A 22,948-nucleotide genomic window follows, 5' to 3' on the forward strand; every position below is an offset into this window, starting at 1 on the left:
CGAATAATTGTCAGCGCTCCCGCTTTTGCATAAGGCCCCCTCGCATTCGCAGGGAGTCCGGGCCAAGTGGCAAAGAGAATCCTCGTTGTCGAGGACAACGATCTCAATCGTAAGCTGTTCTGTGACGTGCTGAAGGCAAACGGCTTCGAAGTCGTGCCCGTGGCCGACGGGCAGAACGTGCTCGCCACCGCGAAGCGATTCGCACCCGATCTCGTCATCATGGATATCCAGCTGCCCAATGTCAGCGGGATCGACCTGATCGCGGAGCTTAAGGCAAAACCCGATCTGGCGGCCGTGCCCGTGCTCGCGGTGACCGCCTATGCGGGCAAAGGCGACGAGGAACGCATCAGGGATGCCGGCGCGGCCGACTATCTCGCCAAGCCGGTCTCGATCGGGCCGTTCATGGCAGCGGTGCGCGCGCTGCTGCAGGATTAGGCGGGGTTTCTTGCTTGATGCGCTATCGACCTCCGTCGATAGCTTGCGGCGGCACCGACCCACGGGGCCGAAAGGTCAGGACGGAGGTCCCGACCGCAAGCAAAACCTCATTTCATCGCCATCTCTACGGCGAAAACCGCCAGCGTCACGAACAGGCCGAACATGAAGACCTTGTAGGCGAGCGCGAGGAAGCGGTATTTCTTGCCCGCAAGCACCTGGCCGTTCTGGTACATGTCATGCGCCATGGTCTCGAACACGGTGCGGTCGGTTTCGAGCCGCTCGAGCAGGTCCTCGGTCCATTCGTCCTCGTCCATCCAGGTATAATGACCGAAGAACAGGAGGTTGCGGTTCTTCACCTTGCCATCGGGCCGGCCGACCTTGGGCAGCACCGCCATCACCGCGCAGAGCGAACTGGCGAAGGAGAAGCTGGCGAGAATCATCAGCGAGACCGGCATCTGCCCGGTCAGCGCGCGGCTGACCGAGAGCGAGAAGACGAGGAAGGTCGCGCCGAGCAGGATCGAGGCCTTCTGGTCGGCCATCTGCGACAGCTTGAGCGTGCTCATCTGCGCGGTGCGCATCAGATGGATCGCGTGATTGGAATAGGTGGCCTCGCGCCGCGGCGCCGCGGCAGCGGGTGACTCGCCGTCATTCGCGGCGCGGGTGGCGGCCGATACTGGTTGCGGGCTCGCGGAATCGCTCATCGTTTTCCCCTGATCGAACAGACGATTGCGACTTTTCCCCGAGCTTGCCATTGCGGGTCGCGCTTGACAAGCACCGCCACAAGCCGCTTTGCGACGGCATATTTATCGCGCGAGCGCCCATAGCGGGCCTGCGCCAGCACAGGATTGGAAAGCCCCGCCATGGACCGAGCCGAAGTCGACGCCAGGATCCGCGAACTGGCCGCCCCCTTCAACAAGAAGGGCGTGACCATCACCGAAGGCACGACCTTCGCCAACGATCTCGAATTCGACAGCCTCACCGTGATGGATTTCGTCGCCGAGATCGAAGACGAGTTCGACATCATCATCTCGATGAACCAGCAGGCCGAGATCGAGAATTACGGCCAGCTGGTCGACGCGGTCACCAAGCTGCAGGCCGACTGATGAGCGAAGGCATCATCCAGCCGGACCAGCCCGAAACGATCGAGGGAGAGGGCAAGGACCTGTTCTCCAAGTTCGACGACATCATCGCGCTGCGCGAAGGGCTACTCGCCAGCGGGCAGGAAGACCCCTTCAACCTGGTGATGGAGAAGGTCCTCTCGCCGACCCGCGCGATCTGCAACGGGCGCGAGACGATCCTGCTCGGCACTTACAATTACATGGGCATGACCTTCGATCCCGACGTGATCGAGGCGGGCAAGCAGGCGCTGACCGATTTCGGTTCGGGGACCACCGGCAGCCGGGTGCTCAACGGCACCTACCAGGGTCACAAGGAGTGCGAGGAGGCGTTGAAGGACTTCTACGCCATGGACCACGCGATGGTCTTCTCGACCGGCTACCAGGCGAACCTCGGGATCATCAGCACCATCGCCGGCAAGGGCGATTACATCGTGCTCGACATCGACAGCCACGCCAGCATCTGGGACGGCTGCGCGATGGGCAATGCCGAGGTCGTGCCGTTCAAGCACAACGATATCGAGGCGATGGAAAAGCGCCTCAAGCGCATTCCCGAAGGCGCCGGCAAGCTGGTCGTGCTCGAGGGTGTCTATTCGATGCTCGGCGACATCGCGCCGCTCAAGGAAATGGTCGCGGTGGCGAAGAAATACGGCGCCATGGTGCTGGTCGACGAGGCCCATTCGATGGGCTTCATCGGCGACAACGGCCGCGGCGTGGTCGAGCAGGCCGGGGTCATCGACGACGTCGACTTCATCATCGGGACCTTCTCCAAGAGCGTCGGCACGGTCGGCGGCTTCTGCGTCTCGAACCATCCCAAGTTCGAGATCATGCGGCTGGTCTGCCGCCCCTATGTCTTCACCGCTTCGCTGCCGCCGAGCGTGGTGGCGACCGCGGCAACCAGCATCCGCAAGCTGATGCACGGATCGAACAAGCGCGCGCATCTGTGGGAGAATTCCAAGCGTCTGCATGGCGGGCTCAAGGACCTCGGCTTCCAGCTCGGCACCGAGGAGCCGCAGAGCGCGATCATCGCGGTGATCATGCCCGACCTCGAAAAGGGCGCGGCGATGTGGGAGGCGCTGATCAGGGGCGGTCTCTACGTCAATCTCGCGCGCCCGCCGGCGACCCCCGCCAACATGACCCTGCTGCGCTGCTCGCTGTGCGCCGAGCACAGCGAAAGCGAGGTCGAGCAGATTCTCGAGATTTTCGAGGAAGCCGGCAAGGCGGTCGGTATCATCTGACGGCACCCTGAACGTGTGCGTGAACCTGCGCTGACCGCGAGTTCAGAGCGAGTTCAATAGGTTCCCCCTAGACCTGCGCTCAACGCACAGGAGGATCAGGGATGGGACTTACCAAACGAACAGCATTGGCACTTGCCGCGACGACGACACTGCTCGGCGCCTGCAGCACGGGCCTCGGCGGCGGCTATGGCGTCGCGAGCGCGGGCTATTACGGCGACCGCTACTACGATGACGGCTATTATGGCTGGTATGACGACTATTATTATCCGGGCACCGGCTATTACGTCTACGATCGCGAACGCCGCGCGCATCGCTGGAGCGACCGGCAGCGCCGCTACTGGCAGGCGCGTCGGGCCGCCATCCGCGACCAGCGCCGCGTGCGCGCCAACTGGGGCAGGTGGGAACGCCGCGTGGAGCAACGCCGCGACGCACGACGCGATGCGCGACACCGGTACCGCGAGCGGCAACGCGCCGAACGCCGCCGCGACGCGCGGCAGGAGCACCGGGCGGAGCAACGCCGGGAAGCGCGGCGCGACCGCCGCGAGGATGCCCGCCGCGAGGCGCGCAGGGATCGGCGGCAGGATGCCCGTCGCGACCAGCGCCGCGCAAGGCGGGCCGAACGGCGGCGTCGGCACGACGACTGAGCGCTTCGCGATCATGCGATAGGAACGTTTGCTCCTTTCGGGACGTCTCAGTCCCGAAAGGAGTTTTTCTATGGCAATCGTGAAATCCGGCAGCGCGCGTTACGAGGGGCTGGGCAAGGACGGCAAGGGCCATGTCAGCACCGGCTCGGGCGCGCTCGACGACCAGCCCTACGGCTTCCAGACGCGGTTCGAGGACAAGCCCGGGACCAATCCCGAGGAATTGATCGCAGCTGCCCATGCGAGCTGTTTCACCATGGCGCTCTCGTTCAAGCTCGCCGAGGCCGGACATAGCGACGGCACGATCGAGACCGAGGCCAGGGTCAGCCTCGAAAAGGGCGACGACGGCTTCGCGGTGACCAAGTCCGCGCTCTCGACCAGGGCAAAGGTGCCGGGGCTCGACCGGGCGAAATTCGAGGAACTCGCCGCCGATGCCAAGGCGACCTGCCCGATTTCGAAACTGCTCGATACCGAGATCACGCTCGAGACCAGTTTCGAGAGCTGACCGCGCCAGGGCGGTGCCTCTGGCGATCGCGCCGGGCGCCCCCACCCTGAGACTCGCATTGTGCAGATCGCGCTGAGAGTGAGTCGAGGGGCATCCTAACGACTTTAAAAAGTTGTGGAAATTATTTGGCGGTCTTGTGTGATCATTGACTTCGGATAAAGGTCGATGATCAATTTTCAGGGGTCGCAAATGAAAAGAACCAGATCGATCGGGCAAGACTTGCGTCTTGCCCCGCTTGTCATTGCCTCATTGGCATGTGCAGCTTGTGGAGGCGGGGGGAGTCCGGGTTCCGGCGGGGGGTCTGGTGGCGGCACGGCGACCGCGCCGCAGTTCACATCGGCCGCGACTGCCAGCGTAACCGAGAATACGACCGGCACCTTCTACACTGCGGCCGCGCAGGACCCGCAAAACGACCCGGTCACGTTCACTCTCTATTCCGGCGCGGACGCCGGCCAGTTCGTTCTGGATGGTACGGGATTGCGGTTCAATGCCGCGCCGAACTACGACCTCCCTACCGACGCCAATGGCGACAATGTGTACGAGGTGGTCTTGCGTGCCAGCGCTGGCGGGGAGGCCACCGACCTGGCGTTGAAGGTGCGTGTCACGAACGATCGGGAGGGCGTCATCGTCACCCGCGTGGCAACCGGATTGGTCGATCCCGTGGGCATGGCGTTTCAGCCGGTGACGTCGAAGCTCCTGATCGCCGAGAGCGGCGGACGTGTGGTGGCCTTCGATCCGGAAAGTGGTTCGAAGATCGAGGACATCTTCATACGCGACCACAGGAAACCCGGAGAGCTGCTGGGAATATCCTGGGGGTTTCGGGACCAAGTCTTCCAGGAAGGCGTGTACCTGGTGGCGCACGATCCGGCTGAGGGCCTGTTTGTCGAGGCCTTCAATGCGGATAGAGGTTTTACCGGCCATGCAAGACTGGGGTCTCCGTGGACGGCGCCGACGACCGTATCCATGCTGGGATCGCTATCCATGTACATTGCGGTGGGAGACAGCAGCGGCAACTTGGCACAGGATGCGTCGAGCGCTTACGGCAAACTGTTCGAGCTGCCGACGGTCGATCCCTATGCGGGAGCCAGCGTCCCCAGTCCGATTGTCATCAGGCCCGCAATTATCGGCGACGGCATCCAGAAACCCGGCGGTATCTCCCCTGCTTACGGGAACCTGTATCTCGCCGACCAAGGCAGCAGCGTGGCGCACGAGATTACCGCCTTCAATCCCAAGGCCAGACCTCTCGACTTCGGGTGGCCCTTCTACGAAGGTGCCAAGTCCATCCGCACCAATCCTCCGGCAGCGGTAAACGGACCCAGCATCGTGTATCCCGTAGGGACCGGGCGCAAGGAAGGCACTGGCGTGATTGCCGGCATCATCAACGACTATAATTCGTTTCCGGCGCTCGGAAGTGTCTATGTATTCGCCGATACGAACGGGACCATCTGGACGATCCAGAACGCCAAAATCACCGACGGCATCCTTCATGGTGCGAACGAGCTCGAAGACCGCACCGAAGACTTTGCCCCCGATGCCGGCAAGATCGATGCGCCGGTCGCGATCATTCAGGGAGGTCGCGGCGACAGGTTCTTCATTCTTGATGTCGATGGCGAAATTTTCATGGTGACAGGGAACTGAGCCGCCGGATTGCGCCGACCGGGCAATTCCAGGCCTGGTCGGCGCGCCCTGTCATGCAGCGGTTCTTGCGCCATCCTCTAGCGTCGCCGGCCGTTCCTCGACCGGAATGCTCCCGAACAGCGGCCAGGCGAGCTGTTCGCCGAGCGAGGTTTCGGGCAGGTTCTCGACCCCGTAGCTTGCGGGATAGGTCCGGGTGATCTTGGCCGTGCCGAACAGCACGTCCCAGACAAACAGCAGGTTCCCGAAATTGCCCTTGTATTGCACCGCCGGATCGCTCGCGTGGCGGCCGTGGTGCGCGTGGTGCGTCGCCGGGGTCGAGATCGTGCGCTCGACCAGCCACATCACCGGCGAGAGCCATGCGATGCGGTAGAGCGGCCGGTCCCAGGCGACGTCCGAATGGGCGCCGGTGATGACCAGCAGCTTGACCACGATATAGCCGGCATAGACCCAGCCGAGGCCGAGATATATCAGCACGCCCGACAGCCATATTCCCGGCATCATCATGTAATAGAACAGATTGTTACGGTAGACGAGGCGGACGCTCATATAGCGGGCGTTATGGTGCGCCCGGTGCAAGTTGTACAACCACGCGAAGCTGTGGCTCGCGCGGTGCCACCAGTATTGCATCATGTCGTCGAGCAGCAGGAACAACGCGATCGCGGCGAAGAGGTTGAGGCCGGACAGCGCACCCGCGTAGTGCGGCGCGACCGCCCCGGCGAGCGTCATGGAGAGGAACAGGACGGTGGGCTGGGTCAGGCCGAGCAACACCACCATGCTGACCCCCTCGACGATGCCGTCGTCGCGGGTCTGCTCGGGCTTGGCGAAGAGGTTCGAGCGCCACAGCTCGAGCAGGGCGAAGCCGAGATAGATGGCCAAGATGGCCAGGGTCGACGATGGCATGGGCGGAATCCTCTGTCGTTTGTGCGGAGGAGGATTACCGGCTAGAAGCGACGAAGAATGTCGGATCTTTTACATTCCAGCTCCTCGCTGCGCGCAGTGGTCTCGCCGATGCTCTACGCCTCGCTCGAACCCGCGCTGCGCGCCGAGATCGAGGCGCGCACGCATGTGCGAAGCTTCGGCGACGGGCAGATCATCCAGCAGCGCGGCGAGGATCCGGACGGCTTCTGGCTGATCGAGGAAGGCATGGTGGTCGCCGGCCAGTTCCTCGCCGAAGGCACCTTCCGCGCGGTCGCGGTGCTCGGACCGGGCGATTCCTACGGCGAGCTGGCGATGTTCTCGCAGCGCCCGCGCGTGGTCGATGCGGTCTCGCGCGGGGCGAGCACGGTGCGTTTCATCCCCGCCGGCCTGTTCCTCGAACGCCTCGCGCGGCACCCCGCCTCGGGCCACGCCCTGCTCGGCGCGCTGGCGGTACAGGTGCAGGACCTGATCAATCTGGTGGTCGAGCTGCGACGCGGCAATGCGAGCGCGCGGCTGGCCCTGCTGCTGGCCAATATGGCCGAGGGGATCGCGGCGGAGGACAGCCTTCCGATCACGCAGCAGGAGCTCGCCGAGCTGCTTGGCGTCACCCGCCCGACCGCCAATGCCGCGCTGCGCGAACTCGAGGAGGCGGGGCTGGTCGCGCGCGGCTATGGCCGGCTGCGCGTGCTCGACCGCGACGCGCTGGTCCGCTTCGCGCGCGACTAGCGGCCCGCAGCGGTCAGGCGGGCTGCGTGGCGGCGGCGGCGCATTTCTCCGCCGTTGCCTGATCCTCGCCGCCGTCGAGATAGGCGACCGCGACGAAACCGGCGATCACCAGCACGACGAAGCCCACCGTCACCAGCCCGAGATACTTGTCGATGAAACGCTTGATCGGCGCGCCGAACAGGCGGAACAGCACGCCGACGATCATGAAGCTGATCGAGCGGCTGACGATGCTGGCGAGGATGAAGGGGACCAGCGCCATGCCGATGAAGCCCGCGGTGATGGTCAGCAGCTTGAACGGGATCGGCGTCGCGCCCTTCACGATCAGGATCTCGACCCCGTATTCGCGCAGGTAGCAGGCGGCGACGGGGAAGCTTTCGCTGAGGCCGAGCCAGCGCAGCAGATCCTGCCCGATGGTATCGTAGAGCCCCCAGCCGATGGCATAGCCGAGCAATCCGCCCGCGACGGAGGCGAGTGTCGCCACAATGGCGAACTTCACCGCCTTCTTCGGTTCGGCGAGGCACATCAGCCCGAGCAACGGATGCGGGGGCACGGGAAAGAAGCTCGCCTCGACGAAGGAAACCAGCGCCAGCCAGCCAACCGCGTGCGGATGCGCGGCCTTCTCCATCGTCCAGTCGTACAGCCCGCGCAGCGGTTTCATGATCATGATTCGGGGAAATCCCTCGCGTCCCGTGGTGGAGCGGGGATTAGGCGAGCCCCGCCGCGTAGGCAAGCACCTCGACATAACCTATTTGGCTCTTTTATCTTGACATCGTGACGCTGTTTGGGTACATGTTGCAAACATCGGAAAACTGCGATTCGCCGGGGCGGCTCCCATCGGGACGCCGCCCTTCGTCGTCTCGCGCTCCGCGCAATCGGGAGGGACGCATGGCACAGAGGGTTTCCGGCGACACCCCGTGGTGGGAAGAGCCGTTTCTCGAAGGGCTTCGCGAGCACGGCAATGTCTGCGCCGCCGCCCGGGTCGCGGGCATCACCACCGGCGGGCCCTATACGCGCAGGAAGAGATGCGGGAGCTTTCGCACGGCTTGGGAAGAGGCGTTGACGCTGTTCACTCAGGGCAGGCGCAAGCCGACCTTCGAGAGCACGGCCCGGCGCAAGCAGGACCAATGGCAAGCCGCGTTCCTGAACGCGCTGGTCGAAACGTCGAACATCACGGCTTCGGCCAAGGAGGCGGGCGTCAAACCGCGCGAGGTCTATCGGACACGGCGCGCCGACGCGCGGTTTGCGGCCGAGTGGCGCGCCGCCCTGTTCGAAGGCTATGCCAATCTGGAGATGGAGGTGCTCGGCTATCTTCGCGATCCGGCACCCGAACGGAAACTGGACGTCGCAGTCGCCCTGCGCCTCCTTTCGGCGCATAAGGAAACGGTGGCCAAGGAGCGGGCCCAACGCGCCAATGTCAGCGCCGCGCAGGTGCGCGAAGCGATCGAGCGAAAGGTCGACGAACTGCGCGAGAAGGTCGCGGGACGCGAAATCTCTCCCGAATGAACGGCAAACTGTCGCGCCCCGGTGTATGGGCGCGCCTCACCCCGCTCGAGCGCGAGGCCTTCGTCCGTGGACTGACGCAGGAGGAACGCGATGCTTTCGTCACCGACTTCCGCAATTACGCGCATGACGGCCAGCTGCCGCTCGACGATGAGTGGCACGTCTGGCTGATCATGGCGGGACGCGGCTTCGGCAAGACCCGCGCCGGTGCCGAGTGGGTCCGCTTTGTCGCCGAGGTGCTGCCCGACGCGCGGATCGCGCTGGTGGGCGCAAGCCTCGGCGAAGCGCGCGCCGTCATGGTCGAGGGCGAGAGCGGCATCCTGGCCTGTTGCCCCGTCGAATCGGCACCGACCTTCGAACCTTCGCTGCGCCGGTTGAGCTGGCCCAACGGAGCACAGGCCAGCCTGTATTCCGCCGCCGAGCCCGAATCGCTGCGCGGCCCGCAGCACAGCCACGCCTGGTGCGACGAAGTGGCCAAGTGGCCGCGCAGCCACGAGCGGGCTACCCGGGCGTGGGACAATCTGGCGATGGGCCTCAGGCTCGGCAGCGACCCGCGCGTGGTCGCGACGACGACGCCCCGCGCCGTGCCGCTCATACGCCGGTTGCTCAATCCTGCGCAATTCGCGGGCCTGGCGCTGACGCGCGGCACGACACGCGACAATGCCAAGAACCTGCCGGCCAAGTTCCTTGCCGCGATGGAGACGCAGTATGCGGGGACCACGCTGGGGCGGCAGGAACTGGGCGGCGAATTGCTCGAGGATATCGAGGGCGCGCTGTGGACGCGCGACCTGCTCGAAGCCTGCCGCGAGGAAGCGCCGAACGATCCGCCGCTGCGCGTGGTGGTCGGCGTCGATCCGCCGGCGAGCGATCGCGGCGATGCCTGCGGGATCGTGGTCTGCGGCCTCGGTACGAGCGGGATCGGGCAGGTGCTCGCCGATTGCTCGGTCGAGCAGGCCAGCCCCGAAACCTGGGCGCGCGCGGTGGCCGAGGCCGCGCGAAGCTGGCAGGCCGACCGCGTGGTGGCCGAGGCCAACCAGGGCGGCCAGATGGTCGCCAGCGTGCTGCGCGCGGCGGATATCTCGCTGTCCGTGAGGCTGGTCCATGCCAGCCGCGGCAAGGTGGCGCGAGCCGAACCCGTCGCAGCGCTCTACGAGGCGGGGCGCGTGCGCCATGCGGGGATGTTCGCAAAGCTCGAGGACCAGCTCTGCGGGTTGTTGGCGGGTGGCGGCTACGAAGGTCCGGGCAGATCGCCCGACCGCGCCGACGCGCTGGTCTGGGCGCTCAGCGAATTGATGCTGGGGAAGAAGGCGAGGCCGCGGGTGCGGCTCTTCTAGGTGCGCTACGCGTGGGAGGTCACCTTGCCGACCAGCCATGCGAGAGGGCCGAGGGCAACGATGAGGATCGCGCCGACCTCGAGCCGCCCATAGGCCTGTGTCGATGCATATCCGTAAGCGATGAGAGTCGCTGCATTCGGGAGAATCTGGGCCTGCATCCTTCGCGGGTGGTCGGGCAGCGCCAGCGCGTTCCAGAAGCTCGTCCCGGCAAGGAAGAGAAGGAGGCCGAGCCAACGGAGGACAGACCACAGGTCGTCGGGTCTTACCTCGTAGCTGTCGAGCGACCGGGGAAGAAACGATCCCATCATGACGGCCACTATCAAAAGCAGACCAAAGCTCACGATGTTGATCGCCTTGATCGCCATGCAGTCATGTTAGCGCGGCGGCGGAATCAGGCAAGTCGCTGCTTTCTCGATCAGTAATAGCCGATCTCCTCGATGCCGTGCGGACATGCGATAAGGGAATTCGAAGCTCCGCGCGATTGCAGGCGCGATCATCGCTGCCCGTCGTTCCTCTTGAAGCGCAGGGACTCGCCCTCGCGCACGAAGCGGGAATCGGGTCCGTGGGCATACAGGTCCCTTGAGGCCATCTTGCGACACGCCGGGTTGTGATTGATCCGCAGCGCAACGAGCCGCCGCATCTCGTCGTCGGCAAAGATCAGGTCGTGCGCTTCCTCGATCGAGCACCCGAACTTCTCGCGCGTGCGCTTCACCAGGGCGATGAAGTCGCTGTTCTCGAATTCCACTGCTGCCTCCTGCGCCTTGCGAGTGCGCGTTCCTTCACTTTGGGCTCTTCGCCCGGGAGAAATCAATGTCCTTCCTCACCAGTCTCGTCTCCGCCTTCAAGGGCGGGGGCGGTGCCCGCGTGCCCGTGGCGCGCGGGTTTGTCTCGCCCTGGGCCACCGCCTTCGACGGCGGGCCGCTGCAGCGCGCGCCGTTCGACTACAGCCGCGCGGTGGCCGAGGCCTATCTCGCCAATCCGGTGGCGCAGCGCAGCGTGCGGATCGTCGCCGAAGGGGTCGGCGGCGCGCCGCTGGCCTGCGCCGATGAGCGGCTGGCGCAATTGCTCGCTTGTTCCTGCGGGGCGCAGCCGCTGCTCGAGGTGCTCGCGGCGCAGCTCGCGCTCCACGGCAATGCCTATGTCCAGCTGGTCAAGGATGGCGCGGGCATGCCGGTCGAGCTGTTCCCGCTGCGGCCAGAGCGCGTGCAGGTGGTGGCGGGCGAGGATGGCTGGCCGACGAGCTATCGCTACATTCTCGCCGACCGCACGCTGACGATCCCGCTCGCGGACGAGGACGGCTGGCCTAACATCGTCCACCTCAGGCATTTCCACCCGAGTGACGATCACTATGGCGCGGGCTGTCTCACCGCCGCCGCGCCGGCGGTGGCGATCCACAATGCGGCCAGCGAATGGAATCGCGCGCTGCTCGCCAATGCGGCGCGGCCGAGCGGCGCGCTGGTCTATGACGGGGGCGATGCGGGCGGGCTGAGCGCCGACCAGTTCGAGCGGCTCAAGAGCGAACTCGCCAGCGCCTTCCAGGGCCATGCCAATGCCGGGCGGCCGCTGCTGCTCGAGGGCGGGCTCGACTGGAAGGCGATGAGCCTGAGCCCCGCCGACATGGATTTCGCCACGCTGAAAGCGGCGGCAGCGCGCGACATCGCGCTCGCCTTCGGAGTGCCGCCGATGCTGCTCGGCCTGCCGGGCGACAACACCTATGCCAATTACCGCGAGGCCAACCGCGCGCTGTGGCGGCTGACGCTGCTGCCGCTGGCGGGCAAGATCCTCGACGGGCTGCAGGCGGGGCTGAGCGACTGGTTCGCCGAGGGCGCGAGCGTCGATCTCGACCGCGTCCCCGCGCTCGCCGAGGATCGCGAGCGATTGTGGGCGCAGGTCAGCGCGGCCGATTTCCTCAGCGGAGCGGAGAAGCGCGCGCTGCTCGGGCTGAGCCCCTTGGAGAACACGCCATGACACGAGAAGACATGCTCGCGCGCCTGATCGCGCAGGCGAACCACGAAGGCGGCGAGCTGATTACCTTGCGCGCCATCGTCGAGGAGGCGAGCGAGCTTGGCGCGAACCGCGTGCTCGAGAGCCTCGGCCTCGCCGACGCCTCGGCGCAGGAGGATCTCGGCGAGTTGCGCCAGCTGCTCTCGGCCTGGCGCGATGCCAAGGCCAGCGCATGGAAGGCGGCGATCGCCTGGGTGGTGCGCGGCTGCCTCGCTCTACTGCTGATCGGCATCGCCGTTCGGCTCGGGCTCGGGAGCCTGCTCCAGTGACGCTGCGGATCGCCGGCTATGCCGCGCTGTTCGATCGCACCGACGGCGCGCGCGACACGATCCGCCCCGGCGCCTTTTCGCGGACGCTGTCCGAGCGACGGGGCCCCTACCCGCTCTACTGGCAACACCGCCCCGAACAGCGCATCGGCTGGGTCGAGTGCGCGGGCGAGGACGAACGCGGCCTCCGCATCATCGCGCAGATCGACAATCCGGACGGGCGCGCGGCGCACCTGTTGCGCCAGCGCGCGGTGAGCGGGCTAAGCTTCGGCTATCGCGCGCGGAGCTTTCGCCACACGCCGCAAGGTCGCGAACTGGCCGAGATCGAATTGTTCGAGGTCAGCGTCGTCACCCATCCGCTGCAACCGGACGCGAGGATCCACCTGACCACCTGAGCCGTCACCCCTGCCCGTTTCCCCTCGCCGCCTTCCGGCGGCTTTTTTGTGCCCCGTGAAGAAAGAGGACCATCCATGGACAGTGCCACAACCGCCCCCGCCGACCAGGCCGAAGCGAGCTTCGATATCGTCGCGCGCCAAGACAGGACCGAGGCCGATGTCGCCGCGCTGCGCAGCGATGTCGACGAGGTGAAGGCCCGCGTCGACAAGATCGGCCGGGCCGCCGCGCGCCCCGCCATTGGCGCCGCCGACGAGACCGCGCCCGAAGTGAAGGGCTTCGTCGACGGCTACCTGCGCCGCGGCTCGACGCTCGAAATGAAGTCGATCACCGCCGCCGTGCCCGCCGACGGCGGCTATGCCGTGCCGCGCCAGATCGACGCGCTGATCGCCCGCGAGCTGGTCGAGATCAGTCCGATCCGCGCCATCGCGCAGGTCGTCCAGACGGGCAGCGCGGGCTATCGCAAGCTCGTCACCACCGGCGGCACCGCCTCGGGCTGGGTCAGCGAGACCGCCGCGCGGCCCGAGACCGACACGCCCGAATTCGCCGAGATCGCCCCGCCGACCGGCGAGCTCTACGCCAACCCCGCCGCGAGCCAGGCGATGCTCGACGATGCCGGGTTCGACCTCGAGAACTGGCTGGCGAGCGAGATCGCGATCGAATTCGCCCGCGCGGAAGGCGCTGCCTTCGTCCACGGCAACGGTGTGGACCAGCCGCTCGGCTTCCTTTCTTCGCCGGCGAGCACAAACGAGGATGGCGCCCGCACTTTCGGGACGCTGCAGTATATCGGATCGGGCGATGCCGCCGGTTTCGACGCCGAACCCGATGCGCGGCTGATCGACCTCGTCCACACGCTCAAGGCCGGACACCGCCAGGGCGCGAGCTTCGTGATGAATTCGGCGACGCTCGCCGAGGTGCGCAAGCTGAAGACCGCCGACGGAGCCTTCCTGTGGCAGCCGGGCCTCGTCGAGGGGCAGCCCGACCGCCTGCTCGGCTATCCGGTGATCGAGGCCGAGGACATGCCCGACGTGGCCGCGGGCGCCTTCCCGATCGCCTTCGGCAATTTCCGCCACGGCTATCTGATCGCCGAACGCACCGCGACGCAGGTGCTGCGCGATCCCTTCACCAACAAGCCCTTCGTCCACTTCTACGCCACCAAGCGCGTCGGCGGGCAGGTGCTCGATTCGAACGCGATCAAGCTGCTCAAGATCGAAGTGTAAGAGTTTTGTTTGGCCTCAAGCACCGGCGTTCGCGTCCGCTCACTTGGCTATCCTCGCTCACGCGACCTGGCGGTCGCATCGCTGCGGGCGGCCGGTCGGCCTTGCCTCGCCTGCGGCTCGGAACTTTCGCCATATGTTGGCTCGGTTTCCGGCCGCTTCAGCGGACGGCAAGCGCGACCGCGCGCCCGAGCCAATGCGAGGCAGCCAAGGAGCGCGGATGCGCTCCGCCCGGCGCTTGAGGGCGCCAAACAAGAACGCCCGCGCCGTGCCCCCTTCGGCGCGGGCACCCTTTTCCTGACAATCGGGACATTCCTCCATGCCCCCAGACCTCTCGGGCCAGCCGCTCGACGACCTCAAGCAATGGCTGGCGATCACCACGCCGGGCGAGGACGCGCTGCTCCTCCGCCTGCTCGATACCGCCTGGCAGCTGTGCCTGCGCTTTACCGGGCTCGATGCCGCGGCATGGAGCGATCTCGACGAGGCGCTGCGCCATGGCATCGTCCGCTTCGCCGCGCATCAATATCGCGAGCGCGAGGAAGGCGCGACGGCGCTGCCCGCGACCATCGCCGCGCTCTGGCGGCCTCACCGCATGGTGCGACTGTGAGCTTCGCCGCCCTCGCCGAGCGGCTGGCGCGGCGCGCCGCCACGCTCGCCGCCGCGCGCAGCGAGAGCCGCATCCGCGCACGCCGCCGCGACGGCAGCCAGTGGCGCAGTGCAGACCTGCTGTGGCCCCTCTTCGCAAGGGAGGCAGACTAGATGGAAAGCGCCTTCCGCAGCACGCTCCTCGCCTGGCTGCGCGCCGACCCCATCCTCGCCGACCTGGTCAATTCCATCGATGAGGAAGGACCCGCCGCCGCCAGCCCGCCGCGCATCGCGATCGTCGCCAGCGCGAGCGCCGACTGGTCGAGCAAGAGCCATGCAGGCCGCGAGATCCGCCTCGCGCTCGAACTCGTCGGGCGCGGCGACGATCCGGCCGAAACCGGCGTGCTTGCTGCCCGCATCGAACAGCGCATCGCCACGCTGGCCCCGCAGCAGGCGGGCTATCGCGTGGTCGTCACCCAGTTCCTGCGCAGCCGAGTCGAGCGCCGCGCGCGCAACATGCGCGCGGTGCTGCTCGAATATCGCTTCCTACTCGTCGAAACGGAGTAACCCGACATGACAGCCCAGAAAGGTGCCGCCTTCCTCCTCAAGATCGGCGACGGCGGCTCGCCCTTGACCTATGAGACCGTTGCCGGCCTGCGCACGACGCAGATGAGTGTCAATGGCGACACGGTGGTGGTCACCCACAAGGGCAGCGGCGGCTGGCGCGAACTGCTCTCGGGCGCCGGGACGCGTTCGGTCTCGGTATCCGCGAGCGGCATCTTCCTCGGCTCCGACGCCGAAAGCGCGGTGCGCAGCCATGCGCTCGCGGGAACGCTCGAGGACTACGAACTGAGCTTCGAGGACGGCGCGAAGATGCGCGGGCGCTTTCTCGTCCAGCGGCTCGACTATGCCGGCGATTTCAACGGCGAGCGGACCTATGCGCTCCAGCTCGAAAGCTCGGGCGCGGTGGTGCCCTCGTGAACGGCGCCCAAACAGCCGCAGGCGGTAGCGCCAGCCAAAGGTCGAGCAACGCGGTTCGTGGTGAAACCTCGCTTGCCGTCGCGGGCATGCCGTATCTCCTGCGCCCCACCTTCGATGCGCTGGTGCGCGCCGAGGAGGAACTCGGCCCGCTCTTCGCGCTGGTCGAGCGCGCGGGCGAAGGGCAGTTGCGCCTGGCCGAGATCGCCGCGCTGTTCTGGCACTGCCTCGCCGAACCCGGCGAACTGACCCGCGAAACGGTGGGCCAGGCGGTGCTCGACCAGGGCCTCGCCGCCGCGGCCAAGCCGCTCCGCGCCCTGCTCGGCGAGATCCTGAAGGGCTCGGGATGAACGAGCGCTTCGCGGCGTCCGCCCTGCGGCTCGCCGCACTCGCTGCCCGGCACCTCGGCTGGACCCCGCACAGCTTCTGGAATGCAACCCCTTCCGAACTCGTCGCGTGCCTCGCCCCGCCGGCCCCCGGCGAAACCCCGCCCACGCGCGCCGAGATCGCCGCGCTGATCGAAAGAGATGCCCATGGATGACGCCATCGACGAACTGGTGGTGGCGGTTCGCGCCGACACACAGGCCTTCGTGGCCGACATGCACGCCATGCGCAGCACATTCGACACGACGCTGATCGACGGCTTCGAGAACGCGGGCCGGGTGCTCGAACGCGGTCTGCTGTCGGCGATCCGCAAGGGCAGCCTGGGCTTCGACGATCTGAAGCGCGTCGCCAGCAGCGTGCTCGACCAGATCGCCGGCCAGGCGCTCCAGCTCGGGCTCGACCGCCTGTTCGGCGGCTCGGGTAGCGGCGGGCTCGGCGGGCTTCTGGGCGGTGCGATCGGCGCGCTGTTCGGCCTGCCCGGCCGTGCGACCGGCGGGACGGTGGCGCCGGAGCGCCCCTATCTGGTCGGCGAGCGCGGCCCCGAACTCTTCGTCCCGACCAGCGCGGGCCGGATCGAACCCAGCCACGGCGGCGCCCGCGCAAGCTCCGACGTGCGCGTCGCGATCCATCTCTCGGCCCCGCGCGGCACCGCTGCGCCGGTCGCGCTGCAGCGCTCCTCGCGCCAGGTCGCAAGCGCGGTGCGCCGCGCCTTGTCGACCTAGACCAGAGCAGTTTCCCCGTCCGCACTGGCGGACGGCAAGGGCGCCCGCCCGCCCGCCCGCAGCGGATGCAGCTTGCTGCACGTCTAGCGAGGAAGAACCCGCGGAGGCGGGTTCTAAACACAAAGGAACACCCCATGGCTTTCTGGCTCGCGAAGACGCGAAACGGGCAGCATTGCGACCATATCCAGCGCTTCGACCCGCGATTCTGGACGGTCAATTTTCCCCGCCCGATGATGGCGAGCGTGGTGACCACCGCGCCCGATGCGCTGCGCGTCGATTGCGAATTCTTTCACGAGGGTGAGCTTGCCGGACTGATCTGGGAGAGCGAGGACGGGCTCGACCACCCCCTGCTCGCCTATGCGACGCAGCGCGACTACGCCCGCTGCGTGCTGCGCTTCCGCTGGCGCAGCGGCGGGGTGCTGGCGCTCGACGTGCCGCATGGGCCGACGCTGACGATCGAGGGGCGCGACGCGGCGGGCATCGAGCGCGCCTGGTACGTCCGGCTATGGAACTATGCCAGCGGCTCGCCCACCGATGCGCTGATCGAGCTGCCCTTCTCCGCGCTCCAGTCGGGTTACGGCCTGCCCGGCGAGCCGGTCCACCCGTCGCACATCGACCGCATGTTCATCAGCCTGGTGCCCAATGGCTATGCCGAGGGCAGCGCGACGCGGCTGCCCGCGCGAGTGAACGGCTGGGCAGAAATGAGCGCGATTTCCTGCGCCGGCGAGAATGCCGTGCTCGAGATAGGCGACGTGTTGATCCCGACACATGGCGAGCAGATCGCCACCGCCTATGACGACTGTTTCAACCAGACGCCCGCGCGGCTGCTGCGCACGATCGAAGGGCTCGGCTATCGCGGGCGAGTGGTCCACTATGTCGGGATGAGCCACTATTTCCGGCTGGCCGATTTCAGCGGCGAGCTGCTGGTGAGCTTCGGAGCAACGCTGTGCACCCCGGCCGAACGCTGGCACGCGGATTATTTCCAACGCGCCGTGGCCCTCGGCTTCGCTCCCATCGTTTCGCTCTCCTTCGAACTGCTCGCCGAACACTGTCCGAGCTGGTGGAAACAGAAGGCCTGGAACGGCAGCGAAGGCCTGACCGGCTGGGACCCTCCATCGGCCCTGCTCACCCCGGCCCATCCGGCGGCGATGGGTTACCTCCAGACGATCGCGGTACGCTTCGTCGACCTGCTCGAAGCGGCGGGCGGCAAGGCGCTGTTCCAGATCGGCGAACCCTGGTGGTGGGTTCAGCCCGACACGGGGGCGCCGTGTCTCTACGACGGCAAGGCGAAGGCGGCCTTCGGCGGCTCTCCCCCGGTGATCGCCGATTTGCGCCAGCCGCTCGATGCGAGCCGGACAGCCCTGCTCGACCAGGCCGGCGCGCTGCTCGCGCAGGCCACCGCCGGTCTCGCGCAGGCGGTTCGGGCCGCCGCCGCGGGCGAATCGGAAATCATGCTGCTGACTTTCCCGCCGACGGTGCTCGACCCGGCGATGCCCGAAGCCTGGCGCGCCAACATGCCGGTCGGCTGGCATCATCCTGCCTTCGACCGGCTCCAACTGGAGGATTACGACTGGCTCACCGCCGGAGCCGATGCCGCGCGCCGGGCAGCCTATGCGCGAATCGAGGACCACCTCGGCTATCCCGCCGCGGCGACCGACTATTTCGCGGGCTTCGTACTCGCCCGGGCGGATGCGGACAGGCTCTGGCCGTGGATCGATACCGCGCTCGACGAAGCGCGGGCGCGCGGCCTGGCCCAACGCTTCGTCTGGGCCCTGCCCCAGGTCGCGCGCGACGGATATACCCGCCTGCCCCCCGGAGACCACGCCATGATCCCCTTCGACGATGTCGCCTATCCGCTCGCGCTGGGCCGCGATGCCGCGGTCAGTCCCGAATTCTCGACCTCGGTCGCGGTGACCGCCTCGGGCTACGAGCACCGCAATGCCCTGTGGTCCGATGCGCTCATGCGCTACGATGTCGGGCCGGGTATCCGCTCGGAGGCCGAGCTCGGCACGCTGATCGCCTTCTTCCGCGCGCGCTACGGCCCGGCGCGCGGCTTTCGCCTGCGCGACCCGTTCGATTTCAGCTCCGGCGGCATGACCGGCGCCCCCGCCGCGACCGACCAGCGCCTCGGCACGGGCGACGGCGCGACGAGCCGCTTCCGGCTGGTCAAGCATTACGGCGAACAGCAGCGCGTGATCACCCGTCCCGAAGTGGCCAGCCTTGTGGTGGCGGTCGACGGTACGGCGGCGACAGGGTGGAGCTATGAAACGGGCGGCTGGATCGCCTTCGATGCCGCGCCCGTCGAGGGTGCCGACATCACCGCCGGCTTCCTGTTCGACGTGCCGGTGCGCTTCGCCGAGGACCGGCTCGAGGTTTCGGGCCTGTCCTTCGCCGCGGGCGAGGCGCCTTCGGTGCCGCTGATCGAGCTGCGCGAGGCGGCATGAGCCGGACCTTCTTCGCCGCAGAACTCGACACCGCCGCGAGCTGGTGGCGCATCCACCGCCGCGACGGGGTGACGCTGGGCTTTACCACGCATGACCGCGACCTGTGGTTCGACGGCGTGCTCCATCGCGCCGCGCCGGGCATGCTGCCGTCTGCGATCCGCCGGACGAGCGGCTTCGAGGACGATCCGGGCGACGTCGAGGGCGCGCTCAGCCATGATGCGGTGCGCGCCCAGGACTTGGCCGCGGGGCGCTTCGACGGTGCGCGCATCGAGAGCGGGATCGTCGACTGGGAGACGCTTGATCGCGCGACGCTCTATAGCGGCACCATCGCCGGGCTGCATCAGGAGGGCAGCGGCTTTCGCGCCGAGCTCGCCTCGGCCAAGGCGCGGCTGGCGCAGGATCCCATTCCGCTGTCGAGCCCCACGTGCCGCGCGCATTTCTGCGGGCCGGGATGCGGGCTCAGCTCGGCGGCGCATAGTGCCCGCGCGCGCGTCGTGGCCGTGGATATCGACGCCGGAAGGGTGACGCTCGACCTCGCCGACGCCGCGCCCTATCGCCACGGTGAATTGCGCTGGCTCGACGGTCCCGCTACGGGTCTGGCGGCGCGGATTCTCGACACCGATGGCAGCGTGCTGACGCTCGCGGGCCGGCTCGATCCCGCACTGGGCGAGGGCCTGCGCGTGCGGCTCCGCGAAGGCTGCGATCGCACCATCGCCACCTGCACCGCGCGCTTCGGCAATGCGGTGAATTTCCGCGGCGAGCCCTTCCTCCCGGGCAACGACATGCTCGCGCATTACCCGATGCCGCGATGAGCCCGGCCGTCGCGGAAACCTTCGCGCGGGGTGCCGAGGCGCTGGTCGGCACGCGCTTCCGGCTCCACGGGCGCGATCCCGCGACGGGGCTCGACTGCGTCGGGCTGGTCGGCGCCGCGCTGGCCACCTGCGGGCGGCGGACCCACCAGCCGCAGGGCTACCGCCTGCGCAATGATTGCATCCAGGGCTGGATGGGATTTGCCGAGATCAATGGACTGCGTCGCTGCACCGGCCCGGTCCGGCGCGGCGATGTGATCCTGACCCGGCCCGGCCCCGCGCAGCACCACCTGTTCGTCGCGCTCGGCGCGGGCCGCTTCGTCCATGCCCATGCCGGGCTGCGTCGCGTGGTCACGCAGGCGCTCACCCTCCCCCAACCGCCGCCCGCACACTGGCGGCTCGACCCAGCTCCGGAGCATCTATGGCAACGCTAGTCCTCGGCGCACTCGGCACGCTGGTCGGCGGACCGCTGGGCGGCGCGCTCGGCGCGACGCTCGGCCGCAGTCTCGACGCGATGATCATCGGCAGCCCCAGCCGCGAGGGGCCGCGCCTGAAGGAGCTCGCGGTGAGCACCTCGAGCTACGGCCAGCCGATCCCCGCGCTCTATGGCAAGACCCGCGTGGCGGGGACGGTGATCTGGGCGACCGATCTCGAAGAGCGGCGCGAGACCAGCGGCGGCGGCAAGGGCAAGCCCAAGACCACCAGCTACAGCTACAGCGTCTCGCTCGCCGTGGCGCTTTCGAGCCGTCCGATCGATGCGGTCGGGCGGATCTGGGCCGACGGGAACCTGCTGCGGGGGCGGGCCGGCGATCTCAAGTCCGGCGGGACCTTCCGCTGCCATACCGGTCATGCCGACCAGCAACCCGACCCGCTGATGGCCGCGGCGATAGGATCGCAATGCCCCGCGCATCGCGGCTGCGCCTATGTCGTGTTCGAGGATCTCGCGCTGGAGGATTTCGGCAACCGCATCCCCGCGCTCAGCTTCGAGGTCTTCGCGAGTCCCGCGAACAGGCTGGTCCAGGAGATCGCCGCGCTTGGCGCGACCGGCAGCAGCAACGCTGCTTTTCCCGAACTCGCGGGCTTCATCCACGAAGGCGGGAGCCCGGCGCAGGTACTCGCGCTGGTCGACCGGTTGCGGCCGCTCGCGGTCACCGAACCGGACGGCTCAGCCAGGATCGACGGCATCGCAGCACCCAGCGGCGACATCCCGCTGCTGCCTTCGCCGTCGGCCTGGGAGGAAGGCGAATTCGGGCGCGAGGACGGCCGGACGCTGTCGCGCCGGTCCGATTCGGCGGCCCCGCTGTCGGCATTGCGCTATTACGATCCGGTCCGCGACTACCAACCGGGCCTCCAGCGGACCGAAGGGCTGGAGCCCGCGCGCGGGCAGGAAATGCTCGAGTTTCCCGGCACCTTTTCCGCGAGCGATGCCCGATCGCTGGTCGCGCGGGCTTCCGCTCGCGCGCAGCAGGATCGCGAGCAGCTCGCATGGCGGATGGCCGAGCTCGATCCCGATCTCGGACCCGGCAGCATCGTGCGCGCTCCCGGCCAGCCCGGCCTGTGGCGGATCACGGGGTGGGAATGGCGCGAGCGCGGGGTCGAACTCGAGCTGGTCCGCTTCGTCGTCCCGGGCCCGACAAGCGTGGCAGGCGACGGCGGCTCCGCCTGGACACCGGCCGACCGGGATGCTGTTGCCACCCGCCTGCGGGCCTTCGAATTGCCCTGGGACGGGATCGGTTCGAGCGCGTCGATCCAGCGCTACGTCGCGCTTGGGGCACCGACCGGGCGCTGGTCGGGCGCCGCGCTCTACCGCTCGAGCGGCGCAGGGCTAGAGCCCCTGGCGCAGAGCGGTCCCGTGCGCGCGGTATCCGGCACGCTCCTCGATGCCGTCGGACCCAATCCGGGTCTCCGGCTCGACCCCGCAGCGACCCTTCGCCTCGCCCTGGAGGATGCCGAGAGCGAGCTCGAACCGGCCACGACCACCGCCCTCGCCGTCGGCGCCAACCGCCTGCTGGTGGGGAGCGAGATCCTCCAGTTCGCGCAGGCAGAGCCCGAGGCCGGAGGGGTCTGGCGGCTGGCCGGCCTGCTGCGGGGGCGCGGCGGGACCGAGCGCGAGGCGCTGGCGGGCCATCTCCCGGGCACGCCGGCCACCCTGCTCGACGAGCGTCTGCTGGCGCTGCCCTCCGACCTCGCGCTGGCGCAGGGCGATCGGCTGGCCGCGATCGGCCTGGCCGAGGAAGAGCCGGTCACCGCGATCCTCGAGGATGCGGGCTGCAGCCGGCGACCACCCTTTCCGGTGCATCCGCTGTCCCGCATCGATGCGCAGGGCGCCCTGACGCTGGGCTGGACCCGTCGCGCCCGCGGCGGTTGGGCATGGCTCGACGAGGTCGATCAACCGCTGATCGAACAGGCCGAAGCCTACGAAGTCGGCCTCGGCCTACCCGACGCCCCCGCAGCGGTCTGGACCGTCTTCCACCCCGCGCTCGTCCTCGGCGCCGCGGAGGTCTCCGCCCTGTCGGCGCTCCATCCCGGCGAAGCCGTGTGGGTCCGCCAGAAGGGGAGCTTCGCCAAATCCGCCCCGCTCTACCTCACCACTCTATCCCCCCTCGTCTGACAGGAGTTCGCCATGACCGAGCCCGTTGCCTTCGACGCCCGATCCGCCCGCCACGCGCTGCCCCTGCTCGTGGCCGGACAGGCGCAGAAGGAGTTCTTCGTCAACGAAGCGTTCGCTCGGATCGACGCCCTGCTCCATCCGGCGATCGAAGGCGAAGCCACCGAACCGCCGGGTTCCCCCGCGCCTGGCGAATGCTGGCTGGTGGCGGCGCCGGCGAGCGGCGCCTGGGCCCTGCGCGAGGGCGAACTGGCGAGCTGGGACGGGACCCAGTGGACCTTTTGCGCCCCCTGCGAAGGCATGCTGCTGTTCGACAGATCGACCGGCGCGCGGGTCGTCTTTCGCGGCGGATGGCAGCGGATTTCGCGGCCCGCCGCCCCTACCGGGGGCGCGGTCGTCGATGCCGAAGCGCGGGCGGCAATTGCCGCAGTTAGCGACATGCTTGCAACACTCGGACTCATTCCGCCTTTCTGACGGGAACCGCATGC

General features: G+C 67.9%; 30 protein-coding genes. 25 read left to right on the forward strand and 5 right to left on the reverse strand.

Annotation, left to right across the window (positions count from 1 at the left end; translation table 11 throughout):
- The first annotated feature begins 66 nt into the window (after positions 1-66).
- On the forward strand, positions 67-435 hold the full coding sequence (locus tag ACN4E0_RS07665; protein WP_221601946.1) for a response regulator: 369 nt from the start codon (positions 67-69) through the stop codon (positions 433-435).
- A gap of 107 nt (positions 436-542) precedes the next feature.
- Here the strand turns inward: ACN4E0_RS07665 and ACN4E0_RS07670 are convergent, their stop codons facing one another.
- The gene (locus ACN4E0_RS07670) at positions 543-1,136 is read right to left on the reverse strand and encodes a Pycsar system effector family protein (protein WP_419566920.1); all 594 of its coding nucleotides are present in this window, start codon (positions 1,134-1,136) and stop codon (positions 543-545) included.
- A gap of 159 nt (positions 1,137-1,295) precedes the next feature.
- On the opposite strand from ACN4E0_RS07670, the gene ACN4E0_RS07675 reads away from it, so the two are divergent.
- The 5 genes from ACN4E0_RS07675 to ACN4E0_RS07695 all read left to right on the forward strand — a co-directional run bounded on the left by ACN4E0_RS07675 (position 1,296) and on the right by ACN4E0_RS07695 (position 5,572).
- Positions 1,296-1,538 (forward strand): acyl carrier protein, encoded by a 243-nt coding sequence (locus ACN4E0_RS07675; RefSeq protein WP_419566921.1) that lies wholly within the window; start codon positions 1,296-1,298, stop codon positions 1,536-1,538.
- A complete protein-coding gene (gene spt / locus ACN4E0_RS07680; protein ID WP_419566922.1) occupies positions 1,538-2,788 on the forward strand; it encodes a serine palmitoyltransferase in 1,251 nt (416 codons plus the stop codon). Before ACN4E0_RS07675 ends, spt begins: the two co-directional genes overlap by 1 nt.
- A gap of 101 nt (positions 2,789-2,889) precedes the next feature.
- On the forward strand, positions 2,890-3,432 hold the full coding sequence (locus ACN4E0_RS07685; RefSeq protein WP_419566923.1) for a hypothetical protein: 543 nt from the start codon (positions 2,890-2,892) through the stop codon (positions 3,430-3,432).
- A 70-nt stretch (positions 3,433-3,502) separates the two neighbouring features.
- A complete protein-coding gene (locus tag ACN4E0_RS07690) occupies positions 3,503-3,934 on the forward strand; it encodes an OsmC family protein (protein WP_419566924.1) in 432 nt (143 codons plus the stop codon).
- 165 nt (positions 3,935-4,099) lie between these two features.
- Positions 4,100-5,572, forward strand: coding sequence for a hypothetical protein (locus tag ACN4E0_RS07695; protein WP_419566925.1), 1,473 nt, complete (start codon positions 4,100-4,102; stop codon positions 5,570-5,572).
- 51 nt (positions 5,573-5,623) lie between these two features.
- On the opposite strand, the gene ACN4E0_RS07700 is transcribed toward ACN4E0_RS07695, so the two are convergent.
- Positions 5,624-6,472, reverse strand: coding sequence for a sterol desaturase family protein (locus ACN4E0_RS07700; RefSeq protein WP_419566926.1), 849 nt, complete (start codon positions 6,470-6,472; stop codon positions 5,624-5,626).
- A gap of 57 nt (positions 6,473-6,529) precedes the next feature.
- On the opposite strand from ACN4E0_RS07700, the gene ACN4E0_RS07705 reads away from it, so the two are divergent.
- On the forward strand, positions 6,530-7,216 hold the full coding sequence (locus ACN4E0_RS07705; RefSeq protein ID WP_419566927.1) for a Crp/Fnr family transcriptional regulator: 687 nt from the start codon (positions 6,530-6,532) through the stop codon (positions 7,214-7,216).
- A gap of 13 nt (positions 7,217-7,229) precedes the next feature.
- On the opposite strand, the gene ACN4E0_RS07710 is transcribed toward ACN4E0_RS07705, so the two are convergent.
- On the reverse strand, positions 7,230-7,880 hold the full coding sequence (locus ACN4E0_RS07710; protein ID WP_419566928.1) for a YqaA family protein: 651 nt from the start codon (positions 7,878-7,880) through the stop codon (positions 7,230-7,232).
- Positions 7,881-8,101: 221 nt separating this feature from the next.
- On the opposite strand from ACN4E0_RS07710, the gene ACN4E0_RS07715 reads away from it, so the two are divergent.
- Both ACN4E0_RS07715 and ACN4E0_RS07720 read left to right on the forward strand, forming a co-directional pair.
- Positions 8,102-8,719: a hypothetical protein gene (locus ACN4E0_RS07715; RefSeq protein WP_419566929.1), complete on the forward strand. Its 618-nt coding sequence runs from the start codon at positions 8,102-8,104 to the stop codon at positions 8,717-8,719.
- Positions 8,716-10,050 carry a DNA-packaging protein gene (locus tag ACN4E0_RS07720; RefSeq protein ID WP_419566930.1) on the forward strand — a complete coding sequence of 445 codons (1,335 nt, stop codon included), beginning with the start codon at positions 8,716-8,718 and terminating at the stop codon, positions 10,048-10,050. Before ACN4E0_RS07715 ends, ACN4E0_RS07720 begins: the two co-directional genes overlap by 4 nt.
- A gap of 5 nt (positions 10,051-10,055) precedes the next feature.
- Here ACN4E0_RS07720 and ACN4E0_RS07725 read toward each other — a convergent pair whose 3' ends face one another.
- Together ACN4E0_RS07725 and ACN4E0_RS07730 are read right to left on the reverse strand one after the other, a co-directional pair.
- Positions 10,056-10,415 (reverse strand): hypothetical protein, encoded by a 360-nt coding sequence (locus ACN4E0_RS07725; RefSeq protein ID WP_419566931.1) that lies wholly within the window; start codon positions 10,413-10,415, stop codon positions 10,056-10,058.
- A 128-nt stretch (positions 10,416-10,543) separates the two neighbouring features.
- On the reverse strand, positions 10,544-10,795 hold the full coding sequence (locus ACN4E0_RS07730; RefSeq protein ID WP_419566932.1) for a hypothetical protein: 252 nt from the start codon (positions 10,793-10,795) through the stop codon (positions 10,544-10,546).
- Positions 10,796-10,860: 65 nt separating this feature from the next.
- On the opposite strand from ACN4E0_RS07730, the gene ACN4E0_RS07735 reads away from it, so the two are divergent.
- The 16 genes from ACN4E0_RS07735 to ACN4E0_RS07810 all read left to right on the forward strand — a co-directional run bounded on the left by ACN4E0_RS07735 (position 10,861) and on the right by ACN4E0_RS07810 (position 22,934).
- Positions 10,861-12,018 carry a phage portal protein gene (locus tag ACN4E0_RS07735; protein WP_419566933.1) on the forward strand — a complete coding sequence of 386 codons (1,158 nt, stop codon included), beginning with the start codon at positions 10,861-10,863 and terminating at the stop codon, positions 12,016-12,018.
- The gene (locus ACN4E0_RS07740) at positions 12,015-12,323 is read left to right on the forward strand and encodes a DUF6127 family protein (protein WP_370033641.1); all 309 of its coding nucleotides are present in this window, start codon (positions 12,015-12,017) and stop codon (positions 12,321-12,323) included. The genes ACN4E0_RS07735 and ACN4E0_RS07740 overlap by 4 nt, the downstream gene beginning before the upstream one ends.
- 2 nt (positions 12,324-12,325) lie before the next feature.
- Positions 12,326-12,715 carry an HK97 family phage prohead protease gene (locus ACN4E0_RS07745; RefSeq protein ID WP_419567015.1) on the forward strand — a complete coding sequence of 130 codons (390 nt, stop codon included), beginning with the start codon at positions 12,326-12,328 and terminating at the stop codon, positions 12,713-12,715.
- Between the two features lie 75 nt (positions 12,716-12,790).
- On the forward strand, positions 12,791-13,933 hold the full coding sequence (locus ACN4E0_RS07750; protein WP_419566934.1) for a phage major capsid protein: 1,143 nt from the start codon (positions 12,791-12,793) through the stop codon (positions 13,931-13,933).
- A 316-nt stretch (positions 13,934-14,249) separates the two neighbouring features.
- Positions 14,250-14,537: a head-tail connector protein gene (locus ACN4E0_RS07755; RefSeq protein ID WP_419566935.1), complete on the forward strand. Its 288-nt coding sequence runs from the start codon at positions 14,250-14,252 to the stop codon at positions 14,535-14,537.
- The gene (locus ACN4E0_RS07760) at positions 14,534-14,689 is read left to right on the forward strand and encodes a hypothetical protein (RefSeq protein ID WP_419566936.1); all 156 of its coding nucleotides are present in this window, start codon (positions 14,534-14,536) and stop codon (positions 14,687-14,689) included. The genes ACN4E0_RS07755 and ACN4E0_RS07760 overlap by 4 nt, the downstream gene beginning before the upstream one ends.
- A complete protein-coding gene (locus tag ACN4E0_RS07765; RefSeq protein ID WP_419566937.1) occupies positions 14,690-15,082 on the forward strand; it encodes a DUF3168 domain-containing protein in 393 nt (130 codons plus the stop codon).
- 6 nt (positions 15,083-15,088) lie between these two features.
- Complete coding sequence (locus ACN4E0_RS07770; protein ID WP_419566938.1) at positions 15,089-15,496, forward strand: phage major tail protein, TP901-1 family; 408 nt, start codon at positions 15,089-15,091, stop codon at positions 15,494-15,496.
- Positions 15,493-15,843, forward strand: a complete 351-nt coding sequence (locus tag ACN4E0_RS07775) for a gene transfer agent family protein (RefSeq protein ID WP_419566939.1) — start codon at positions 15,493-15,495, stop codon at positions 15,841-15,843. Before ACN4E0_RS07770 ends, ACN4E0_RS07775 begins: the two co-directional genes overlap by 4 nt.
- Complete coding sequence (locus ACN4E0_RS07780; RefSeq protein WP_419566940.1) at positions 15,840-16,034, forward strand: phage tail assembly chaperone; 195 nt, start codon at positions 15,840-15,842, stop codon at positions 16,032-16,034. The genes ACN4E0_RS07775 and ACN4E0_RS07780 overlap by 4 nt, the downstream gene beginning before the upstream one ends.
- A complete protein-coding gene (locus tag ACN4E0_RS07785; RefSeq protein WP_419566941.1) occupies positions 16,027-16,599 on the forward strand; it encodes a tail tape measure protein in 573 nt (190 codons plus the stop codon). Before ACN4E0_RS07780 ends, ACN4E0_RS07785 begins: the two co-directional genes overlap by 8 nt.
- 134 nt (positions 16,600-16,733) lie before the next feature.
- Entirely contained in the window at positions 16,734-19,043 is a 2,310-nt protein-coding gene (locus tag ACN4E0_RS07790; protein ID WP_419566942.1) for a DUF2460 domain-containing protein, read from the forward strand.
- Positions 19,040-19,855, forward strand: a complete 816-nt coding sequence (locus tag ACN4E0_RS07795; protein ID WP_419566943.1) for a DUF2163 domain-containing protein — start codon at positions 19,040-19,042, stop codon at positions 19,853-19,855. The genes ACN4E0_RS07790 and ACN4E0_RS07795 overlap by 4 nt, the downstream gene beginning before the upstream one ends.
- Positions 19,852-20,286, forward strand: a complete 435-nt coding sequence (locus tag ACN4E0_RS07800) for an NlpC/P60 family protein (RefSeq protein ID WP_419566944.1) — start codon at positions 19,852-19,854, stop codon at positions 20,284-20,286. Before ACN4E0_RS07795 ends, ACN4E0_RS07800 begins: the two co-directional genes overlap by 4 nt.
- On the forward strand, positions 20,274-22,463 hold the full coding sequence (locus ACN4E0_RS07805) for a phage tail protein (protein WP_419566945.1): 2,190 nt from the start codon (positions 20,274-20,276) through the stop codon (positions 22,461-22,463). Before ACN4E0_RS07800 ends, ACN4E0_RS07805 begins: the two co-directional genes overlap by 13 nt.
- A gap of 12 nt (positions 22,464-22,475) precedes the next feature.
- Entirely contained in the window at positions 22,476-22,934 is a 459-nt protein-coding gene (locus ACN4E0_RS07810; RefSeq protein ID WP_419566946.1) for a DUF2793 domain-containing protein, read from the forward strand.
- The last annotated feature ends 14 nt before the right edge of the window (positions 22,935-22,948 follow it).

This window comes from Qipengyuania sp. (genome assembly GCF_048550555.1).
Taxonomy (GTDB): Bacteria; Pseudomonadota; Alphaproteobacteria; order Sphingomonadales; family Sphingomonadaceae; genus Qipengyuania.